Source organism: Streptomyces sp. NBC_00193 (genome assembly GCF_026342735.1).
Lineage (GTDB): Bacteria > Actinomycetota > Actinomycetes > Streptomycetales > Streptomycetaceae > Streptomyces > Streptomyces stoeckheimensis.
Window position 1 is genome coordinate 4,159,737 of record NZ_JAPEMM010000001.1, and the last position, 20,017, is coordinate 4,179,753.

12 protein-coding genes are annotated in these 20,017 nt (G+C 72.1%); all 12 read left to right on the plus strand.

Features of this window, described 5'->3' with window-relative positions:
* Nucleotides 1-6 precede the first annotated feature (6 nt).
* The 12 genes from rodA (at nucleotide 7) to galE (ending at nucleotide 19,994) form a co-directional block, all read left to right on the plus strand.
* Complete coding sequence (gene rodA / locus OG898_RS18455; protein WP_250739465.1) at nucleotides 7-1,209, plus strand: rod shape-determining protein RodA; 1,203 nt, start codon at nucleotides 7-9, stop codon at nucleotides 1,207-1,209.
* Nucleotides 1,210-1,448: 239 nt separating this feature from the next.
* Entirely contained in the window at nucleotides 1,449-2,975 is a 1,527-nt protein-coding gene (locus OG898_RS18460) for a CYTH and CHAD domain-containing protein (RefSeq protein WP_266958074.1), read from the plus strand.
* A gap of 73 nt (nucleotides 2,976-3,048) precedes the next feature.
* Entirely contained in the window at nucleotides 3,049-4,974 is a 1,926-nt protein-coding gene (locus OG898_RS18465) for a TIGR03960 family B12-binding radical SAM protein (protein ID WP_250739463.1), read from the plus strand.
* Between the two features lie 146 nt (nucleotides 4,975-5,120).
* A complete protein-coding gene (locus tag OG898_RS18470; protein ID WP_266958077.1) occupies nucleotides 5,121-8,105 on the plus strand; it encodes a hypothetical protein in 2,985 nt (994 codons plus the stop codon).
* A gap of 104 nt (nucleotides 8,106-8,209) precedes the next feature.
* Nucleotides 8,210-9,298 (plus strand): hypothetical protein, encoded by a 1,089-nt coding sequence (locus OG898_RS18475; protein ID WP_266958079.1) that lies wholly within the window; start codon nucleotides 8,210-8,212, stop codon nucleotides 9,296-9,298.
* Nucleotides 9,299-9,424: 126 nt separating this feature from the next.
* Nucleotides 9,425-10,216 carry a TIGR03936 family radical SAM-associated protein gene (locus OG898_RS18480; RefSeq protein WP_266958081.1) on the plus strand — a complete coding sequence of 264 codons (792 nt, stop codon included), beginning with the start codon at nucleotides 9,425-9,427 and terminating at the stop codon, nucleotides 10,214-10,216.
* Nucleotides 10,217-10,457: 241 nt separating this feature from the next.
* Complete coding sequence (locus OG898_RS18485) at nucleotides 10,458-14,570, plus strand: Rne/Rng family ribonuclease (protein WP_266958083.1); 4,113 nt, start codon at nucleotides 10,458-10,460, stop codon at nucleotides 14,568-14,570.
* Between the two features lie 406 nt (nucleotides 14,571-14,976).
* Entirely contained in the window at nucleotides 14,977-15,297 is a 321-nt protein-coding gene (gene rplU, locus OG898_RS18490) for a 50S ribosomal protein L21 (RefSeq protein WP_214950890.1), read from the plus strand.
* 13 nt (nucleotides 15,298-15,310) lie between these two features.
* Nucleotides 15,311-15,565, plus strand: coding sequence for a 50S ribosomal protein L27 (rpmA, locus tag OG898_RS18495; protein WP_030013081.1), 255 nt, complete (start codon nucleotides 15,311-15,313; stop codon nucleotides 15,563-15,565).
* A gap of 180 nt (nucleotides 15,566-15,745) precedes the next feature.
* Entirely contained in the window at nucleotides 15,746-17,188 is a 1,443-nt protein-coding gene (gene obgE / locus OG898_RS18500; protein WP_250739459.1) for a GTPase ObgE, read from the plus strand.
* A gap of 130 nt (nucleotides 17,189-17,318) precedes the next feature.
* Nucleotides 17,319-18,941: a glycosyltransferase family 2 protein gene (locus tag OG898_RS18505; protein WP_250739458.1), complete on the plus strand. Its 1,623-nt coding sequence runs from the start codon at nucleotides 17,319-17,321 to the stop codon at nucleotides 18,939-18,941.
* Between the two features lie 63 nt (nucleotides 18,942-19,004).
* Entirely contained in the window at nucleotides 19,005-19,994 is a 990-nt protein-coding gene (galE, locus tag OG898_RS18510) for a UDP-glucose 4-epimerase GalE (protein WP_250739457.1), read from the plus strand.
* Nucleotides 19,995-20,017: the final 23 nt, after the last annotated feature.

A 20,017-nucleotide genomic window follows, 5' to 3' on the forward strand; every position in this document is an offset into this window, starting at 1 on the left:
ACCGACATGCAGACCGCCAACAAATTCTCCGTGGCCCGGTACGCGCCGGAGCAGCGGGGAGCGATGGCCAAACTCACCGCCCGCGACTCCGTGGTGCGCCGGCTCGACTGGCCGATACTCCTCTCCGCGCTCGCCCTCTCCCTCATCGGCGCCCTGCTGGTGTGGTCGGCGACCCGCAACCGGACCTCGCTGAACAACGGGGACCCGTACTACTTCCTCTTCCGGCACGCCATGAACACCGGCATCGGCCTCGTGCTGATGATCGGCACCATCTGGCTGGGCCACCGCACCCTGCGCGGCGCCGTGCCGATCCTCTACGGGCTCTCCGTGGTCCTGATCCTCGCCGTGCTCACCCCGCTCGGCGCCACGATCAACGGCGCCCACGCCTGGATCGTGGTCGGCGGCGGCTTCTCGCTGCAGCCGTCCGAGTTCGTCAAGATCACGATCATCCTGGTCATGGCGATGCTGCTGGCCACCCGGGTGGACGCGGGCGACCTCGCCCACCCCGACCACCGCACGGTGGTCAAGGCGCTCTGCCTGGCCGCCTTCCCCATGGGCATCATCATGCTGATGCCCGACCTCGGCTCCGTCATGGTCATGGTCGTCATCGTGCTCGGCGTCCTGCTGGCCTCCGGCGCCTCCAACCGCTGGGTGCTGGGCCTCCTCGGCTCGGGCGTCGGCGGGGCCATCCTGATCTGGCAGCTCGGCATCCTCGACGAGTACCAGATCAACCGCTTCGCGGCCTTCGCCAACCCCGAGCTCGACCCGGCCGGCGTCGGCTACAACACCAACCAGGCGCGCATCGCCATCGGCTCCGGCGGCCTGACCGGCTCCGGGCTCTTCAAGGGGTCGCAGACCACCGGCCAGTTCGTCCCCGAGCAGCAGACCGACTTCGTCTTCACGGTGGCGGGGGAGGAGCTGGGCTTCGTCGGAGCCGGGCTGATCCTGGTGCTGCTCGGCGTCATCCTGTGGCGCGCCTGCATGATCGCCCGCGAGACCACCGAGCTGTACGGCACGATCGTGTGCGCCGGGATCATCGCCTGGTTCGCCTTCCAGTCCTTCGAGAACATCGGCATGACCCTCGGGATCATGCCCGTGGCCGGCCTCCCGCTGCCCTTCGTGTCCTACGGAGGATCCTCGATGTTCGCCGTGTGGGTGGCCATCGGGCTGCTCCAGTCGATCAGGGTGCAGCGGCCGATGTCGGCTTGATGCGGCCCCGGGGCCGCTCGGCCGGCCCGGGGTCGGCTCGGCCCGGATCCGGCGGGCCGGGGCCGTTCGGCCCGCGGCCGGCGGACCCGGGGACCGGTCCGCCCGGCCTGCCAGGTACGCCCGGCCCGCCCGGTCCGATCGGCTCACGGCAGGCTTGATCCGTCGGTTCCCGGGCAGGTTTTCCGCCGCCCCCGCCGTTTTCCTTCCCGCCGTGTTCCGTTCAGGACTACGTTCGATCCATGGCGGACACGAAGCGCGAGATCGAGCGCAAATTCGAGTTCAGGACCACCAAGGCCGGACGGCGCGGCGTACCCGACCTGACGGGCACGGCCGCCATCGCGGCCGTGAGCGACCAGGGCACGGCCGAGCTCGACGCCGTCTACTACGACACCCCCGACCAGCGGCTCGCCGCCGACGGGCTCACCCTGCGCCGCCGCACCGGCGGCAAGGACGCCGGCTGGCACCTCAAACTGCCCGTCGCCCCCGGCGTGCGCGACGAGATCACCGCCCCCCTCGGCGACACCGTCCCGGACGCGCTGACCGCCCTGCTGCGCTCCCGCGTCCGCGACACCCCGCTGGAACCACAGGTCAGACTCCTGTCCTCGCGCCGCGTCAGCCACCTCCTCGACGCCGACGGCGCCCTCCTCGCGGAGCTGTCCACGGACGCGGTGCGGGCCGAGCGCGCGGACGCCACCGCCGCCTGGACCGAGGTGGAGGTCGAGCTCGCCGACGGAGCCGACCCGGCGCTGCTCGACGCCGTGGAGAAGACCTTCCGCAAGGCAGGACTCCGGGTCAGCGACGCCCCCTCGAAGCTCGCGCGGGCGCTGACCGAGACCGGCGGGGAACCCCCGGCCCGGACGGCCGGCGCCGACACCGGCCTCGCCGAGGACACGGTGGGCGCGCACGTGCTCGCGTACCTGCGCGAACAGCGCGACACCCTCGTCGCCCAGGACCCCGCCGTACGCCGCGGGCTGCCCGACTCCGTCCACCAGATGCGGGTCGCCACCCGGCGCCTGCGCAGCGCCTTCAAGACCCACCGCCGGATCCTGGACCCCGCCGAGACCGGCCCGATCGGCGAGGAGCTGCGCTGGCTCGCCGCCGAGCTCGGAGTCGACCGCGACCAGGAAGTACTGCTCGAACGGATCCAGAACCGGCTCGACGAACTCCCGCGCACCCTGGTGCTGGGCCCGGTCCGCGGCCGCCTCAAGATCTGGAACGTCGCCCGCCGCACCGGTGCCCGCCGTGCGGCGCTGGCCGCGCTCGACAGCAGGCGCCACGTGGCCCTGCTCGACGCCCTCGACGCCCTGCTGGCCGACCCGCCGCTGCAGAAGGCCGCAGCCCGGCCGGCGGAGTCGGCCCTGCCCGCAGCGGTCCTCGCGGACTACGAGCGCCTCGCCGGCCGGATCGAGGCCGCGCTGTCCCTGGACCCGGGCGAGGGCCGCGACCTGGCCCTGCACGAGGCCCGCAAGGCCGCGAAGCGCGCCCGGTACGCGGCCGAGGCGGCGGCCCCTGCCCTCGGCAAACCCGCGCGCAAGCTGGCCAAGGCGGTGAAGGCGGTCCAGACCCTGCTCGGCGACCACCAGGACGGGGTCGTCGCCCGCGAAGCCCTGCGCGGACTGGCCGTCCAGGCGGCCGGCGCGGGGGAGTCGTCCTTCACCTGGGGCGTGCTCTACGCCCGCGAGGAGGCACTGGCCGAGCGCCGCGAGCGGGAGCTGCCGCAGGTGTGGGCGGCGACCGCGGGACCGGCGGCCGCGCTGCGCGGCTGATCTTGCGGGCGGGGGTGCTCCGGGGCCCGGGGTACGCTTGAGAGTCGCCCCCTGCCCGCTTCACGAAAGTCGCGTGATGACCGAGTCGGTCTTCCCTCAGCTTGAGGCCCTGCTTCCGCACGTCCAGAAGCCGATCCAGTACGTCGGCGGTGAGCTCAACTCCACGGTCAAGCCGTGGGAGAGCGCCGACGTCCGCTGGGCGCTGATGTACCCGGACGCGTACGAGGTCGGGCTCCCCAACCAGGGCGTCATGATCCTGTACGAGGTGCTGAACGAGCGCGAGGGCGTGCTCGCGGAGCGCACGTACAGCGTGTGGCCGGACCTCGAAGAGCTGATGCGCGAGCACAAGGTGCCCCAGTTCACCGTGGACAGCCACCGCCCCGTCTCGGCCTTCGACGTCTTCGGGCTCTCCTTCTCCACCGAGCTCGGCTACACGAACATGCTCACGGCGCTGGACCTCGCGGGCATCCCGCTGGAGGCGAAGAACCGTACGGTCGACCACCCCATCGTGCTCGCGGGCGGCCACGCGGCCTTCAACCCCGAGCCGATCGCGGAGTTCATCGACTGCGCGATCATCGGCGACGGCGAGCAGGCCGTCCTCGACATGACCGAGATCATCCGCGCGTGGAAGGCCGAAGGCCGCCCGGGCGGACGCGAAGAGGTGCTCCTGCGCCTCGCGAAGACCGGCGGCGTCTACGTGCCGGGCTTCTACGACGTCGAGTACCTGCCGGACGGCCGCATCGGCCGCGTCGTCCCCAACCGCTCCGGCGTGCCGTGGCGCGTGTCCAAGCACACCGTCATGGACCTCGACGAGTGGCCCTACCCCAAGCAGCCCCTGGTCCCGCTCGCCGAGACCGTCCACGAGCGGATGTCCGTGGAGATCTTCCGCGGCTGCACCCGCGGCTGCCGTTTCTGCCAGGCCGGCATGATCACGCGCCCCGTGCGGGAGCGAAGCATCACCGGCATCGGCGAGATGGTGGAGCGCGGCCTGAAGGCCACGGGCTTCGAGGAGGTCGGCCTCCTGTCCCTCTCCTCGGCGGACCACACCGAGATCGCGGACATCGCCAAGGGCCTGGCCGACCGCTACACGGACGACAAGGTGGGCCTGTCCCTGCCGTCGACCCGCGTGGACGCCTTCAACGTGGACCTGGCCAACGAGCTGACCCGCAACGGCCGCCGCTCCGGTCTGACCTTCGCCCCCGAGGGCGGCTCCGAGCGCATGCGCAAGGTCATCAACAAGATGGTCTCGGAAGAGGACCTGATCCGTACGGTCGCCACCGCGTACGGCAACGGCTGGCGCCAGGTGAAGCTGTACTTCATGGTCGGCCTGCCGACCGAGACCGACGAGGACGTGCTGCAGATCGGCGACATGGCGGTCAACGTCATCGCCAAGGGCCGCGAGGTCTCCGGCCAGAACGACATCCGCTGCACCGTCTCCATCGGCGGCTTCGTCCCCAAGCCGCACACCCCCTTCCAGTGGGCCCCGCAGCTGTCGGCCGAGGAGACGGACGCCCGCCTCGGCAAGCTCCGCGACAAGCTCCGCGGCGACAAGAAGTACGGCCGCTCCATCGGCTTCCGCTACCACGACGGCAAGCCCGGCATCGTCGAGGGCCTCCTCTCCCGCGGCGACCGCCGCATCGGCGACGTCATCCGCGCCGTGTACGAGTCGGGCGGCCGCTTCGACGGCTGGCGCGAGCACTTCTCGTACGACCGCTGGATGCAGGCCGCGGAGAAGACCCTCCCCGCCTACGGCGTGGACGTGGCCTGGTACACGACCCGCGAGCGCACCTACGAGGAGGTGCTCCCCTGGGACCACCTCGACTCCGGCCTGGACAAGGACTGGCTCTGGGAGGACTGGCAGGACGCCCTCGACGAGACCGAGGTCGAGGACTGCCGCTGGACCCCGTGCTTCGACTGCGGCGTCTGCCCGCAGCTCGACACCAGCATCCAGATCGGCCCGACGGGCAAGAAGCTGCTCCCCCTGTCGGTCGTGAAGTAGCGCACCCGCACCCCGTCCGCACGACGACGGCCCGCCCCGATCATGGGGCGGGCCGTCGTCGTGTCCGGGGGTATCGCTAGGATCCGCTGACCCCCTAGCCCCTGTGATCGACACGCGGCGGGGGCCATGAATCCTGGGGGGATCACATGCTGCAGCTCTTCAAGGACGTCCGCTGTCGGGGGAGAGGCGGACAGCAACGCGTCGTCGCACTCGTCGCCCTGATCATCGCCGTCCTGGCCACCCTCGTCGGACCCGCCGGCGTGGCCACCGCCGCGATCGCACCGAAGGACGGGGAACAGGCCGTCGCCGCTCCGTCCGCACCCGCGACCGGGCCGGCCGGGCCTACGGTCGAGGACGCGCTCACGGCCACGCCCGAACCGAAGGCGCCGCCCGCCAAGCCCGAGCCGAAACCGCGGGACCCCGCGACCGAGCAGGCCGCGGCCGCGCGCGAGATCAGCCGCACCGCGGCCGCCGACACCTGCTCGGGCGCCCTCGCACCCGACACGGTCTACACCTGCACCAAACCCCAGGGGACCGGGCCTTTCCGGTTCACGTTCTCACTGACGGCGGCGACCGACCTGGTGCTCGTCCGGGCCCTCGCCCTCGACGCGAGCGGAGCGTCCGTCACACTGACCGGGCCCGACGGATCCGTGGTCACCTGCACCGAAACGGGCGCCCAGGAGAGCTGCCCGACGAGCAAGGCGGGCGCGTACACGCTGGACGTCAGCCGCCACTCCTCCTCAAGCGGCTTCTCGGTCTCCTACCGGTCGCTGGTGTCCAGTGCCACCTGCACCACCGTGGCCGCGTCCGCGGCCACCCTCGGGGCGCCGAAGCTCTTCGAGGCCACCGTGGCCGCCGGCTCCACCGGTGACTGCTACCGCCTGCCGACGAACATCGTCACCGGCTCCGTCCTGCGGGCACACCTGACCTCGTACCAGGTGCAGGGCACCGTCTACGACGCCTTCGGCAAGCAGATCTGCTCCATCCGCGACGACAGGTCGCAGGGCGTCGACTGCAAACTGACTGGCGCTGCTCCGTACACCGTGCTGATCAGCCAGGACTACGGACGGAGCGCGGCCTACGGCCTCACCGTCGCCCGCCTGTCCAACGCCGCCCGCTGCCCGGTCGTCGACGTGCAGGCCTACGGCACCGTCCCCGACGCCACCTCCAAGGCGCCGTGCCGGAGCCTGCGGGTGACCACCGCCGGGCCCCACTCCTTCGGCCCGACCGAGACCCCCTCGTGGACCTCCGGGCAGCTCTACCGGCCCAACGGAACGGCGGCCTGCACGCCGAAGCTCCTGAAGCCGTGCAACCTCTCCGTCGGCACCTACACCTGGGCGCGGGACGCCGACAACACCGGTACGGACGCGTACGGCATCTGGTTCTACGCGACGAACCAGTCCACCGGCTGCACGAACGCCCGTGACGACGGCTTCGCCTCCGGGCCCGCGACCGGCTCCTTCACCGGACTGGGCCAGCGGCTCTGCCGGACCCTCCCGACGGCCACGGGCAAGGGCCTGTACTTCTACGACAGGCCGCCGGCGGTTGGCGGTGCCGACGTGAGCACGACGGTCTACGACGCCAAGGGCCTGCAGCAGTGCGAGCTCACGGCTCGCTTCGCCATCTGCAAGCTGACCGGCACCGCCCCCTTCCGCGCGGTGTTCAACGGCCCCGCCACGGGCAGCTACCGGGTGACTGTCCAGGGCACCGGCAACACCGCCGGCTGCTCGACCTGGAACAGCGCCGCCTTCGGCCCCTCCCCGGGCACCAGGGTCGATCTCACCGCCGACAGCCCGGTCAAGTGCCTCGCTCTGGCGGCCGGCAAGCACTCGACCGCGGAGATGGTCGACTACACGAACGCCAGCAAGCGGGTCAACGCCTCGGTGTGGATCTTCGACGCCGCCGGCAACCCGGTGTGCATCATGGTCGGCGATTCCACGGCCAGCTGTGTGTTCCAGGCCGCCTCCGCCTATTCGGCGATGCTCGTCGGCAACGGCCGCTCCGACAGCTACCAGCTGGTCCGACGGGACATCTCACAGACCGCGAAGTGCCCTGCGCCCAAGTCGCTGACCGTCGGCGGGGCGTCCACCGGCTACACCTTCAAGTCCGCCCTGGACAGCACCTGCGTGCAGTTCAAGACGGCCACCACCGACAAGCTCGCGATCTCGGCGCGGACCCCCGAAGCGGCCTACCGCACTGGCGCTTTGCTCATCGTGGTCGATGCCACTGGGAAGTTCGTGTGCCGGCAGTGGGCCAACGCCTGCCGGGTCACCGGCTCGACGGGGTACCTCGTCTACGTGCTGGCCTCCGGCTACGACGGCAGCACACCCATCGCGGCGCACATCGACACCTGGCGGGTCGCCACCGCGGCCGGCTGGGCGCCGGAGTGCACCACGAAGCGCATCGGGGCGGAGAACTTCCCGGTGCGCGGCGGCACCCTGACCGAGGATGCGGCGGGCTACTGCGCCGTCGCCGACATGAAGCCGGGCCAGCGCTTCGACGTCTACGGCACGCACAACAGCGTGGCGACCGTGTCCAATCCCAACGTGGAGATGCTGAGCACCACCGGTTTCACGGGCTCGGACATCGACCCGCTGGTCCAGTGCGGCAACAAGAACGTCGGCGACTTCGACTTCTACTGCGAGACCTCGACCAGCGCCCCGAAGGGCGAGTACCTGTTCCTGCTCAGCGCATACACGGCGGCGACCCCGCTGAAGTACCAGATGCAGGGTGTCTGCTCCTCAAGCTTCACCCCGTGCGCCGTTCGGCCGAAGCAGGCCGACGCCACTTCGCTGACCCCGGCGACGAGCCCCGCCCAGACCCTCACCAAGGTGACTCTGCGCGGCACGAATCTGACCCTCGGTACCGACGTGGAATTCAGGTCCGCTGACGGCGACATCAGGATCTCGTCCGCCATGGTCAGAGCGGCATCGGTCAACGCCGCCGGAACCGTGCTCGTCGTGCAGGTCAGCACCTTCGGCGCCGCGCCGGGTACCTACGACCTGGTGCTCGACAGCCCCGGGTACGCCTCGGGCACCCGCTCACCGGGCTACCTCCCCGGCGCCTACAAGGTCACCGCGGCCCCGCCGCCCGCGCGGACCCCGCCCGGCGGACACCCCCTGGCGAACTGACCGCACGACGACGGCCCGCCCCGACCTCGGGGCGGGCCGTCGTCGCGTCCGGACCCGTGGGTGTTACCCGCAACGGCCGGGGCTCCTACGGAGTCCTTATCCGTATGGAACTGGAAGAGGCACGCGCACCCGGGGGAGAGGGCTGCCTGGTCGGAGTCGTGCGGATCCCCGTGAAGATCGTGGCGGTGCTGATCGTGCTGCCCCTGCGGATGGTCTGGGATCTGCTCGTCGCCTTCGCACGGATGCTGAACCGGACCGTCCTCGGGCCGCTGGGGCAGGGGTTGCGCAGGCTGTACGAACTGCTCCTGCTGCCGGTGCTGCGGGGGACCGGGTGGCTGATCGGGGTCCTGTTCAAGCTGGTCTTCTACTGGCCCTGGGCGGGTCTCTGGCGTTACGTCGTGCTCCCGGTGGGGCAGGCCGCGTACGCGTACCTGCTGCGGCCGACGGGCTTGGGGCTCTGGCGGTACCTCCTGGTCCCGGTCTGGGAGTACGGGCTGCTGCCCGCCGGGCGGGGCATCGCATGGCTGCTCGCGGGCGCGGTCCGGTACCTGTTCGTACTGCCGGGCGGCGCGCTGTACCGCTACGTCCTCACCCCCGTCGGGCACGGGCTGCGGTGGCTGGGGCGGGGGTTCGTCGCCGGAGTGGCGTGGGTGGGCAAGGCGGTGTTCGTCTGGCCGTGGGTGGCGCTGTGGCGGTATGTCGTACGGCCCGTGGCGGGTGGAGCGTGGCGGTATCTGCTCGCTCCGGTCGGGCGCGGGGTGTGGGCCTACTTGGTCGTGCCGGTCTGGCAGGTGCTCGTTTCGGCCTGGCATCTCGCGGGGCGGGTGAGCCGGGCGCTGGGGCGCGGGCTGGTGCGGCTGTGGAGGTGGGCCGTCGTGCGGCCCGCCGGGTGGCTGCGCCGGCACGTGGTCACTCCGGTCGGGAACGTGCTGCGCGCAGGGTGGGCCGCCGGCCGCCGCGGCGTCCGCGCGGTGCACCGGCAGGCGATCGCTCCCGTCGGCCGTGCCGCCGCCGAGGTGTGGCGGACCACCCGCCTCTCGGTGCGCGAGGCCCGGGCCGACGTACGGCGGGCGCTGTTCGGGGGGCCGCCCCGGGAACCGGCGAGGTCACGGGCGCGTACTCTGGGTAGTAACAGAGCCGCAGGCGACACACCCGCCCCCGAGATCTCCCTGCACAAACAACAGCAGGGGTGAGCCGGAGGGCAGGCGTGGCCGGCAGGCCCCACAGACCTCAGGGCGACGCGCGAGCCGCGGAGCCCCGCACAAGGAGATGAACCACTGGGCAAGCGACAGCCCGAAGGCCCGCCTCCCGCACCGGTAGTGCAGCGCATCCGTCTGCGCTACACCAAGCGCGGCCGCCTCCGGTTCACCAGCCACCGGGACTTCCAGCGTGCCTTCGAGCGGGCCCTGCGCCGCTCCGAGGTGCCCATGGCGTACTCGGCGGGCTTCACCCCGCACCCCCGCGTCTCGTACGCGAACGCCGCCCCGACCGGGACCGGCAGCGAGGCCGAGTACCTGGAGATCGCCCTCGCCGAGGCCCGCGACCCCGCGGTCCTGCGCGAGCTGCTCGACGAGTCGATGCCCGTCGGCCTCGACATCATCGACGCCGTGGAGGCGCACACCTCCGGTCTCGCCGACCGGCTGACGGCCTCCGTGTGGGAGCTGCGCCTGGACGGCGTGGAGCCCGGGGACGCACAGAAGGCGGTCGAGGCCTTCCTCGCGGCCGAGGCCGTGGAGGTCCAGCGCCGCACCAAGAACGGCATGCGCACCTTCGACACGCGTGGCGCCGTGGTCAGTCTGGAAGTGGTTCCCGTTACGGGGACCGCGGAGGCTGATAGGCCCCTGGACAATGCTTGTGCGATACTGCGGCTGGTTGTTCGGCATCTGACACCTGCCGTGCGACCCGACGACGTCCTGTCCGGTCTCCGAGCTGTGGCCGACCTAACGCCGCCGGTCCCCGCTGCGGTGACCAGGCTGGCGCAGGGGCTCTTCGACGAGGAGTCCGGCACGGTGACCGACCCGCTCGCGCCCGACCGCGAGGCTGTCACGACCGCCCCACCCACGGCGGCCGCAACCGCCGACGCGAAGGCGCCGGAAGGTCCCGCCGCGTAAGGAACGCCGTCGTCGCGCAGCCCTGGGACTCGGGAGCCACCTGGGTCGGGCCGCGCACAGACCTGAAGACTTGAAGACTTCCGCCAGGCCGTACGGACTACACGTACGGAACCGGCGGCCATTGAACTGAGCTCCCGTGTGGCGAACGCGCCCCGGAGGCCGGTTCCGCGCTCATTACGCGGAACCGTGCCGGACCGGAAGTCAGCCGCGGCGCCCGGGAGCGTGACGGGAGAAACCCCGCATGCTCAACAACGAAAATGACAACGTCACCAACGGTGCCGCCGACGCAGGCAGCCCGAGCGACAACCTGCCGCCGCGCAGGCGCCGGCGTGCCGCGTCCCGCCCGGCCGGCCCGCCCGGCGGCGCCGTAGCCGCCGCCGAGACCGCTCCCGCGCCCGTGGTGGCCGCAGCTCCCGCCGAGGAGGCCGCCCCGGCCGCCGCCCCGGCCCGTACCCGTCGCCGTGCGACCCGCGCCGTGGCCGCCCCCGAGGCGTCCGCCGCCGAGGTCGTGGTCGAGGCTCCCGCCGCGGCAGCCGCTCCGGTCGTCGAGGAGCCCGCTGCTCCGGCCCCGCGTGCCCGTCGCCGTGCGACCCGCGCCGTGGCCGCCCCCGAGGCGCCCGTCGCGGAGGCAGTGGTCGAGGCTCCCGTGGCCGCCCCGGTCGCCGAGGCCGTCGAGGAGCCCGCTGCTCCGGCCCCGCGTGCCCGTCGCCGTGCGACCCGTGCCGTGGCCGCTCCCGAGGCGCCCGTCGCGGAGGCAGTGGTCGAGGCTCCCGTGGCCGCCCCGGTCGCCGAGGCCGTCGAGGAGCCCGCTGCTCCGGCCCCGCGTGCCCGTCGCCGTGCGACCCGTGCCGTGGCCGCTCCCGAGGCGCCCGTCGCGGAGGCAGTGGTCGAGGCTCCCGTGGCCGCCCCGGTCGCCGAGGCCGTCGAGGAGCCCGCTGCTCCGGCCCCGCGTGCCCGTCGCCGTGCCACCCGCGCCGTGACCGCCCCCGAGGCGCCCGCCGCCGAGGCCGTCACCCCCGACACCGCCGTGGCCGAGGCCCCGGTGGCCGCCGCCAAGGCCACCGTCACCGTGGCCGACGCCGTGGACTCCCCGAAGCGCGGCGGCCGCCGCCGCGCCACCCGTTCCACCACCGCCCCGGCCGCCGCCGCGCAGCCCGTGGCTCCCGCCGCAGCGCAGCCGGCGGCTCCCGCCGCCGAAGCGCCGGCCCGCGGCCGCCGCGCCGGGCGCCCCGCCGTCGCCGTGTTCCAGGCCCCGGTGTTCGCCGAGCCGATGTTCCAGACCCCGGAGACCGCGGCCATGATGGCCGCGGCCGCCGCTGCCGCCGCCCCGGTCGAGGAGCTCGACGAGGAGGAGCTCGACCTCGTCGAGACCGAGGTCGAGGCCGAGGCCGCTCCGGCCCCCGCCCCACAGCCGGCCGGCCGTCGCCGCCGCCGTGGCCGCGGAGCCGCCGCCGAGACCGCCGCGCCCGTGGCCCCGGCTCCGGCCGCCGCCGCGCCGTCCGGCCCGGTCACACTGGCCGACGTAGAGCTGGTCGAGGAAGAGGCCGAGGCCGAGCTCGAAGGCTCCGCCGAGGAGGACTTCGACGAGTCGGACGGCCGCCCGTCGCGCCGTCGCCGCCGTGGTGGCCGTCGCCGCCGTCGCGGTGAGGCCGCCGACCTCGACGAGTCGGCCGAGGAAGAGGCCGAGTCCGAGGAGGCCGAGTCCGCCGAGGACGCGGACACCGAAGAGGCCGAGGACGACGAGGAGAACGGGGCCCTCGGCTCCAGCTCCAGCCGTCGTCGCCGGCGTCGACGCCGTCGCAGCGGTGACGGTGGCACGGACGCCGACGCGGCCGAGGACGACGGTGTGCGCACGGTCGTCAAGGTCCGCGAGCCGCGCCCGGCGCGCGAGCGGGCGGAGGCCCTCACCGGCTCCACCTCCTCCGACGAGGTCCAGTCCATCAAGGGCTCGACCCGCCTGGAGGCCAAGAAGCAGCGCCGCCGCGAGGGCCGCGAGCAGGGCCGCCGCCGCGTCCCGATCATCACCGAGGCCGAGTTCCTGGCCCGCCGCGAGGCCGTCGAGCGCGTCATGGTCGTCCGCCAGTCCGGCGAGCGCACCCAGATCGGCGTCCTCGAGGACAACGTGCTCGTCGAGCACTACGTCAACAAGGAAGAAGCCACCTCGTACGTCGGCAACGTCTACCTGGGCAAGGTCCAGAACGTGCTGCCGTCCATGGAGGCCGCCTTCATCGACATCGGCAAGGGCCGCAACGCGGTCCTGTACGCCGGTGAGGTCAACTTCGAGGCGCTCGGCATGGCCAACGGGCCGCGCCGCATCGAGTCCGCCCTCAAGTCCGGCCAGTCGGTCCTGGTGCAGGTCACCAAGGACCCGATCGGCCACAAGGGCGCCCGCCTGACCAGCCAGGTCTCGCTGCCCGGCCGCTACCTGGTCTACGTGCCCGAGGGCTCGATGACCGGCATCAGCCGCAAGCTGCCCGACACCGAGCGCGCGCGCCTGAAGACCATCCTCAAGAAGATCGTCCCCGAGGACGCGGGCGTCATCGTGCGCACCGCAGCCGAGGGTGCGAGCGAGGACGAGCTGCGCCGCGACGTCGAGCGTCTGCAGGCCCAGTGGGAGGACATCCAGAAGAAGTCGAAGCAGCTCACGACCTCTTCGCCGAGCCTCCTGTACGGCGAGCCGGACATGACCGTCCGCGTCGTGCGCGACATCTTCAACGAGGACTTCACCAAGGTCATCGTCAGCGGTGACAGCGCCTGGGAGACCATCCACGGCTACGTGAACCACGTGGCCCCGGACCTGGCCGACCGGCTGAAGCGCTGGACCTCCGAGGTGGACGTCTTCGCGACGTACCGGATCGACGAGCAGCTCGCCAAGGCGCTCGACCGCAAGGTGTGGCTGCCCTCGGGCGGTTCGCTCGTGATCGACAAGACCGAAGCGATGATCGTCATCGACGTCAACACCGGCAAGTTCACCGGTCAGGGCGGCAACCTCGAGGAGACCGTCACCAGGAACAACCTGGAGGCGGCCGAGGAGATCGTGCGCCAGCTGCGGCTGCGCGACCTCGGCGGCATCGTGGTCATCGACTTCATCGACATGGTCCTGGAGTCCAACCGCGACCTGGTCCTGCGGCGCATGCTGGAGTGCCTGGGCCGTGACCGCACCAAGCACCAGGTCGCCGAGGTGACCTCGCTGGGTCTGGTCCAGATGACCCGCAAGCGCGTGGGCCAGGGTCTGCTGGAGTCCTTCTCCGAGACCTGCGTCCACTGCAACGGCCGCGGCGTCATCGTGCACATGGAGACCCCGACCGTGGTCGGCGGCGGTGGCAACGGCAAGCGCTCCAAGCGCCGCGGTGGCCAGGCCGGACACGAGCACGACCACGAGATCGAGGCCGTGGACACCGCCGAGGGCGAGGTCTACGAGATCGAGACCGAGGCGGAACTGGCCGCGGAGGTGGCCGCCCCCGTGGCGCTGCCCGAGCCCTCCTTCGTCGACGACGAGGAGCTCTACAGCAGCCCGGCCGAGGCCGAGGCGGCTGCCGGAGTGAGCGGGCGCCGCAACCGCCGCCGCGCCACCCGCAAGGCGACCGCTCCGGCGGGCGCCCCGCGCGGTGCGGCGACGGACCGCACCCCGGCGGCCGCGGCCCCCGTGGCCGAGCCCGAGCCGGTGGTCGAGGCCGAGGTGGAGCTCGTCGAGGCCGTCGAGGCCGCAGAGCCCGAGGCCGTCGTCGAGATCGCCGAGGCGGTCGTCGCGGAGCCGGTCGCGGAGGAGGCCCCCAAGGGCCGCACCCGCCGTCGCGCCACCCGGAAGGCGACCGCTCCGGCGGGCGCCCCGGCCGAGGCGGTCCAGGCCCCGGAGCCGGTGATCGAGGCCCCCGTGGCCGAGCCGGAGCCGGAGCCCGAGATCGCCGTCGAGATCGCCGCGCCGGTCGTCGTCGAGGCCCCGGCCGAGACGGTCGAGGCCGCGCCGGCCCGTCCGCGTCGCCGTGCCACCCGTAAGGCCACTGCTCCGGCCGGTTCCCCGGCGGGCGCGGAGGCGGCCGTACTGGTCGTCGAGGCGCCGGTCGAGACGCCGGCACAGGCCCCCGAGGAGGCGGCCGAGGCCGTCGTCGAGGAGGCCGCCCCGGCGGCTCCCGCCAAGAAGGCGGTCCGCAAGACGGCCGCCAAGAAGGCGACCACGACCGCGGCGAAGAAGGCCCCGGCCAAGAAGGCGGCGGCCGTGAAGAAGACCGCGGCCAAGAAGACGACGACCGCCAAGACGGCCGCGAAGAAGACGGCCACGAAGCGGGCTACGAAGAAGACCGCGGCGGCCGAGCAGCAGACGCTGCCCTCCGTCTCGGCTCCGACCGAAGCCTGATCCGCGGATCGCGTTCCACCGGCCCCCGCCCGGCACCCTTCGGTGCCGGGCGGGGGCTTCGGCCTTCAAAGCTGCGCGGAGGCGCGTGCGCGGCCCTGCGGGGCGACGGCCGCACCTGGCCCGTCCAGGCCGGCCGGGAGGGCCCGTACGGGGTCTCAGCGGCACCGTGCAGGACGGCTCGACCGGCCTGGACGGGTGGCCGAGCCCGTCTCCGAGACCCCGGTTTGACCCCTCCGACCGGGCCCCGTAACCTAGGTCGCTGGCGTGTCTATGCGCACGCCAATCCACTGAGCACCTCACCTCCCGTACCGCCGCCTCGCGGCTGGGGCGGGGGAGGCCGGCCTGCGGTTCACGCGGGGCCGGCTGGCTTCAGGGGTTCCCGATTTCGAGTGAGAGAGAGATCCGCGTGTACGCCATCGTGCGCAGCGGTGGTCGCCAGCACAAGGTTGCTGTCGGCGACATCGTTGAAGTTGACAAGATTCCCACTGCCAAGGTTGGCGACACGGTCGAGCTCTCGACCCTGCTCGTTGTCGACGGCGAAGCCGTGACCAGCGACCCGTGGGTCCTGGCCGGCATCAAGGTCCAGGCCGAGATCGTGGACCACCACAAGGGTGCCAAGATCGACATCCTTCGGTACAAGAACAAGACCGGCTACCGCCGTCGCCAGGGTCACCGCCAGCAGTACACGGCGATCAAGGTCACCGGTATCCCCGCGGCTGCGAAGTAAGAGGGACTGAGACATGGCACACAAGAAGGGCGCATCGTCCACCCGGAACGGGCGCGATTCCAACGCTCAGCGGCTCGGCGTGAAGCGCTTCGGCGGTCAGGTCGTTTCCGCTGGTGAGATCCTCGTCCGCCAGCGCGGCACCCACTTCCACCCGGGTTCGGGTGTCGGTCGTGGTGGCGACGACACGCTGTTCGCGCTGCAGGCCGGTTCGGTCGAGTTCGGCACGCACCGTGGCCGCAAGGTCGTCAACATCGTTCCGGCCGCCTGATTCAGCTCCTGCTGATCTGAAGCGTTCGTAACACCCCGAGGGCGGATCTCAACTCTTCCCGGCGTCAGCCGGGAAGAGAGGTCCGCCCTCGGCGCGTTGTCACATAGACACGTTTAATGGGTAGCAAGGCCTACCCCCCGGGCTTTCCGGGATATTCCCGCTGTATCTGGAGGAACAACCATGACCACCTTCGTGGACCGCGTCGAGCTGCACGTCGCCGCGGGTAACGGGGGCCACGGCTGCGCCTCCGTTCACCGGGAGAAGTTCAAGCCGCTCGGCGGCCCCGATGGCGGCAACGGCGGCCGTGGCGGCGACGTCATCCTGGTGGTCGAGCAGTCGATCACCACCCTGCTGGAGTACCACCACAGCCCCCACCGCAAGGCCACCAACGGCCAGCCCGGCGCGGGCGACAACCGTTCCGGCAAGGACGGCCAGGACATCATCCTGCCCGTGCCGGACGGCACCGTCGTCCTCGACAAGGAGGGCAACGTCCTCGCCGACCTCGTCGGCCAGGGCACCACCTACGTGGCGGCCGAAGGCGGCCGCGGCGGCCTCGGCAACGCGGCGCTCTCCTCCGCCCGCCGCAAGGCCCCCGGCTTCGCGCTCCTCGGCGTACCCGGTACCGGCGGCGACGTCATCCTGGAGCTCAAGACCGTCGCCGACGTGGCGCTGGTCGGCTTCCCGAGCGCCGGCAAGTCCTCGCTGATCTCGGTGCTCTCCGCGGCCAAGCCGAAGATCGCCGACTACCCCTTCACCACCCTCGTCCCGAACCTGGGCGTCGTCACCGCCGGCTCGACGGTCTACACGATCGCCGACGTCCCGGGCCTCATCCCCGGCGCCAGCCAGGGCAAGGGCCTCGGCCTGGAGTTCCTGCGCCACGTCGAGCGCTGCTCGATCCTCGTGCACGTCCTGGACACCGCCACCCTGGAGTCCGACCGCGACCCGCTGGCCGACCTCGACGCCATCGAGGAGGAGCTGAAGCTCTACGGCGGCGGCCTGGAGAAGCGCCCGCGCCTCGTCGTCCTCAACAAGGTCGACATCCCCGACGGCAAGGACCTCGCCGACATCGTCCGCCCGGACCTGGAGGCCCGCGGCTACAAGGTCTTCGAAGTCTCCGCCGTCGACCGTACGGGCCTGAAGGAGCTGTCCTACTTCCTGGCCGAGGTCATCGCGAAGTTCCGCGCCCGCAAGCCGAAGGAGGAGGCGACCCGCATCGTCATCCGCCCGAAGGCCGTGGACGACTCGGGCTTCACCATCACCTACGACGAGGCCGAGGACGTGTACCGCGTGCGCGGCGAGAAGCCGGAGCGCTGGGTCCGCCAGACCGACTTCAACATCGACGAGGCCGTCGGCTACCTCGCCGACCGCCTCAACCGCCTCGGCGTCGAGGCGGCGCTGAAGAAGGCCGGTGCCCGTGCGGGTGACGGCGTGGCCATCGGTTCCGACGACAACGCGGTCGTGTTCGACTGGGAGCCGACGATGATGGCCGGCGCCGAGATGCTGGGCCGCCGCGGTGAGGACCACCGTCTGGAGGCGCCGCGTCCGGCGACCACGCGCCGCAAGGAGAAGGAAGCCGAGCGGGATTCCGCCCAGAAGGAGTACGACGAGTTCCGTCCCTTCTGACCGGGCCGTGACCGAGGGCGACGGCCGGGTCTCCGGCCGTCGTCACAGGCTCGTCACAGGATTCCGGTTATCCCCCGTTCGGGTGACCCGTCTTAAGGTCACGTTTACTCCAGTGGCCTAGGATCCACGAGTGACGAGCACCCATACCCCCACAGTTGCCGTCGTCGTGATCGCGTACAACGATGCCGCGCTCGTCGGTCAGGCCGTCTCCTCGGCCCTCGCCCAAGGCCCGGTCGTTGCCGAGGTCATCGCGGTCAACGATGCGTCCTGCGACGGCACCGCCGAGGTGCTGGACGAGCTGGCGGCCCGCCACCCGCGCGTGAAGGTCGTGCACCGCACGGAGAACAGCGGGGGTTGTGGCACCCCCCGCAACGACGGGATCGCCGCCGCCACCGCCCCGTACGTCATGTTCCTGGACAGCGACGACGTCCTGCCCCGCGGGGCCGTCGAGGCCCTGGTGTCCGCGGCCGGGGAACACCGGTCGCCGGTCACCGTCGGCTCGTGCGTCCGCCGCGAACTGCCCGAGAGCCGTGACGTGCCCTGGGTGCCCGGCCTGTACACGCCGGGCGAGGTCATCGAGCGCCCGGCGGACCGTCCGGAGCTGGTCCGCGACACCCTCTGCGTCAACAAGCTGTACGAGCGGGCCTTCCTGGACATGTACGGGATCCGCTTCCCGGACGGCCGCTTCATCTACGAGGACTTCGTCTTCACCGCCCGCGTACTGGCCGCCCGCCCCCGCATCGCGGTGATCGGCGACCTCGTCTACGTGTGGCACGTGCGCCGCAACGCCGCCCAGGTCTCCATCTCCCTGGACCGCAAGGACGTCGGCAACTGGAGCGCGCGCGTGGAGGCCCACCGCGTGGCCTCCCGGCTGATGAAGGCGTCCTCCCCGGAGCTGGGCCGGGCCTGCCAGGTGAAGTTCCTGGAGTACGACCTGCGCATGTACCTGCGCGAGCTCGGCGAGGACCCCGGCTACCAGGCCGCCTGGTGGACGCTGACCCGTGACTACGTCGCCGGGTTCTCCGAAGCCGACATCGAGGCCGCCGGGGCGCACGCCCGCTGGATCGTACGAGTACTGCGCGCCACCGAGGTGCCGCCCGCCCCCGCCGACCTGCTGCGGCTGACCCGCTTCGCCGCCGACCCGCCCCGCCTGCTGCCCCCGTACGCGACCAACCCCTCCGGGACGCCGGTCTGGAGCGACACGCTGCCGGTGGAGCTGGACCGGCTGAACGAGCTGGAGACGGCGGACCTGCCCGTCACCATCGACGCCGAACCGAGCGGCTGCGCAGGGCTCCGGATCCAGGTCCACGACCTGTACGGGCGGCTCGCCGCGGCCGGCCCGCGCACCGTCCAGCTGCGCTTCCAGCCCCGGGGCGACCTGGGGGAGCTGCTGGTCGCCGAACCGGTGGAGCTCATTCCCGCCGCGGACGGCCTGCGGTGGACCGCGGAGCTGCCCTTCCGGCTCACCACGCTGGCGCGCCTCGGACGGGGCGAGGGCCGGCGGGGCCTGCAGGCGTGGGACGTGAAACTGAACGTGGAGTGCGCCGACGGCAGCTCCGTGCTCACCTCCCCCCGCCCCCTCAGCCGCCTCCTGCACCGACGGGTGCTGCCCAGCAGCCGGTACGGTGTGCTGTTGGCGCAGCCGTACCGCACGACCGGGGGATCCCTGGCGCTGCGGCTCGCGCCCGGTGCCGCGGGTGTCATGAGCCTGGCCCGTCACCGGTTCCACCGGGCGCGCATAGTGCGCGGCTAGAGCGGAACGGCTGAACGGTCCGGCGCCGGACGAGACGTACGAAAGATATTTGGGGAGACACGCATGACGTTTCTGATCACTGGTGGAGCCGGTTACATCGGGGCGCACGTCGTCCGCGCGATGCTGCTTGCGGGTGAGGAGGTGGTGGTGCTGGACGACCTCTCGACCGGCAAGGCCGCCCGCGTCCCGGAGGGCGTTCCGCTGGTGATCGGTTCCGTGCTGGACCGGGAGTTCCTCGACAAGACCTTCGCCGAGCACCGGATCACCGGCGTGGTGCACCTCGCGGGCAAGAAGCAGGTCGGCGAGTCCGTCGAGAAGCCGCTGCACTACTACGAGGAGAACGTGGGCGGCCTCACCGTCCTGCTCCAGGCCGTGGCCGCCGCGGGCGTGCGCAACTTCCTCTTCTCCTCCTCCGCCTCCGTGTACGGGATGCCGGACGTGGACCTCGTCACCGAGAGCACCCCGTGCCTGCCGCTCAGCCCGTACGGCGAGACGAAGCTGGCGGGCGAATGGATCGTCCGCGCCGCGGGCAAGGCGCACGGCATCTCCACCGCGTGCCTGCGCTACTTCAACGTGGCGGGCGCCGCGACCCCCGAGCTCGCCGACACCGGGGTCTTCAACCTGGTCCCGATGATCTTCGAGCGGTTCGACAAGGGCGAGGGCGCCCGGATCTTCGGTGACGACTACGCGACCGCGGACGGCACCTGCATCCGCGACTACATCCACGTCGCCGACCTCGCGGAGGCCCACGTGGTGGCCGCCCGCAAGCTCGTCGAATGGGGCGCGCAGGGCGAGTACAAGGACCTCACCGTCAACATCGGCCGCGGCGAGGGCGTTTCCGTCCGCGAGATGGTCGAGCTCGTGAACGAGGTCACCGGCCACACCGACCCCGCCTACGCGCCCGAGGTCTCCCCGCGCCGCGCCGGCGACCCGGCGAAGGTCGTCGCCTCCGCCGACCGGATCTCCGCGGAGCTGGGCTGGAAGGCCCGCCACGACGTCCGCGACATGATCACCTCGGCCTGGGAGGGCTGGGAGGCCCACCGCAAGGCCTGAGGCCCGTAGAGCCTACGTACGAA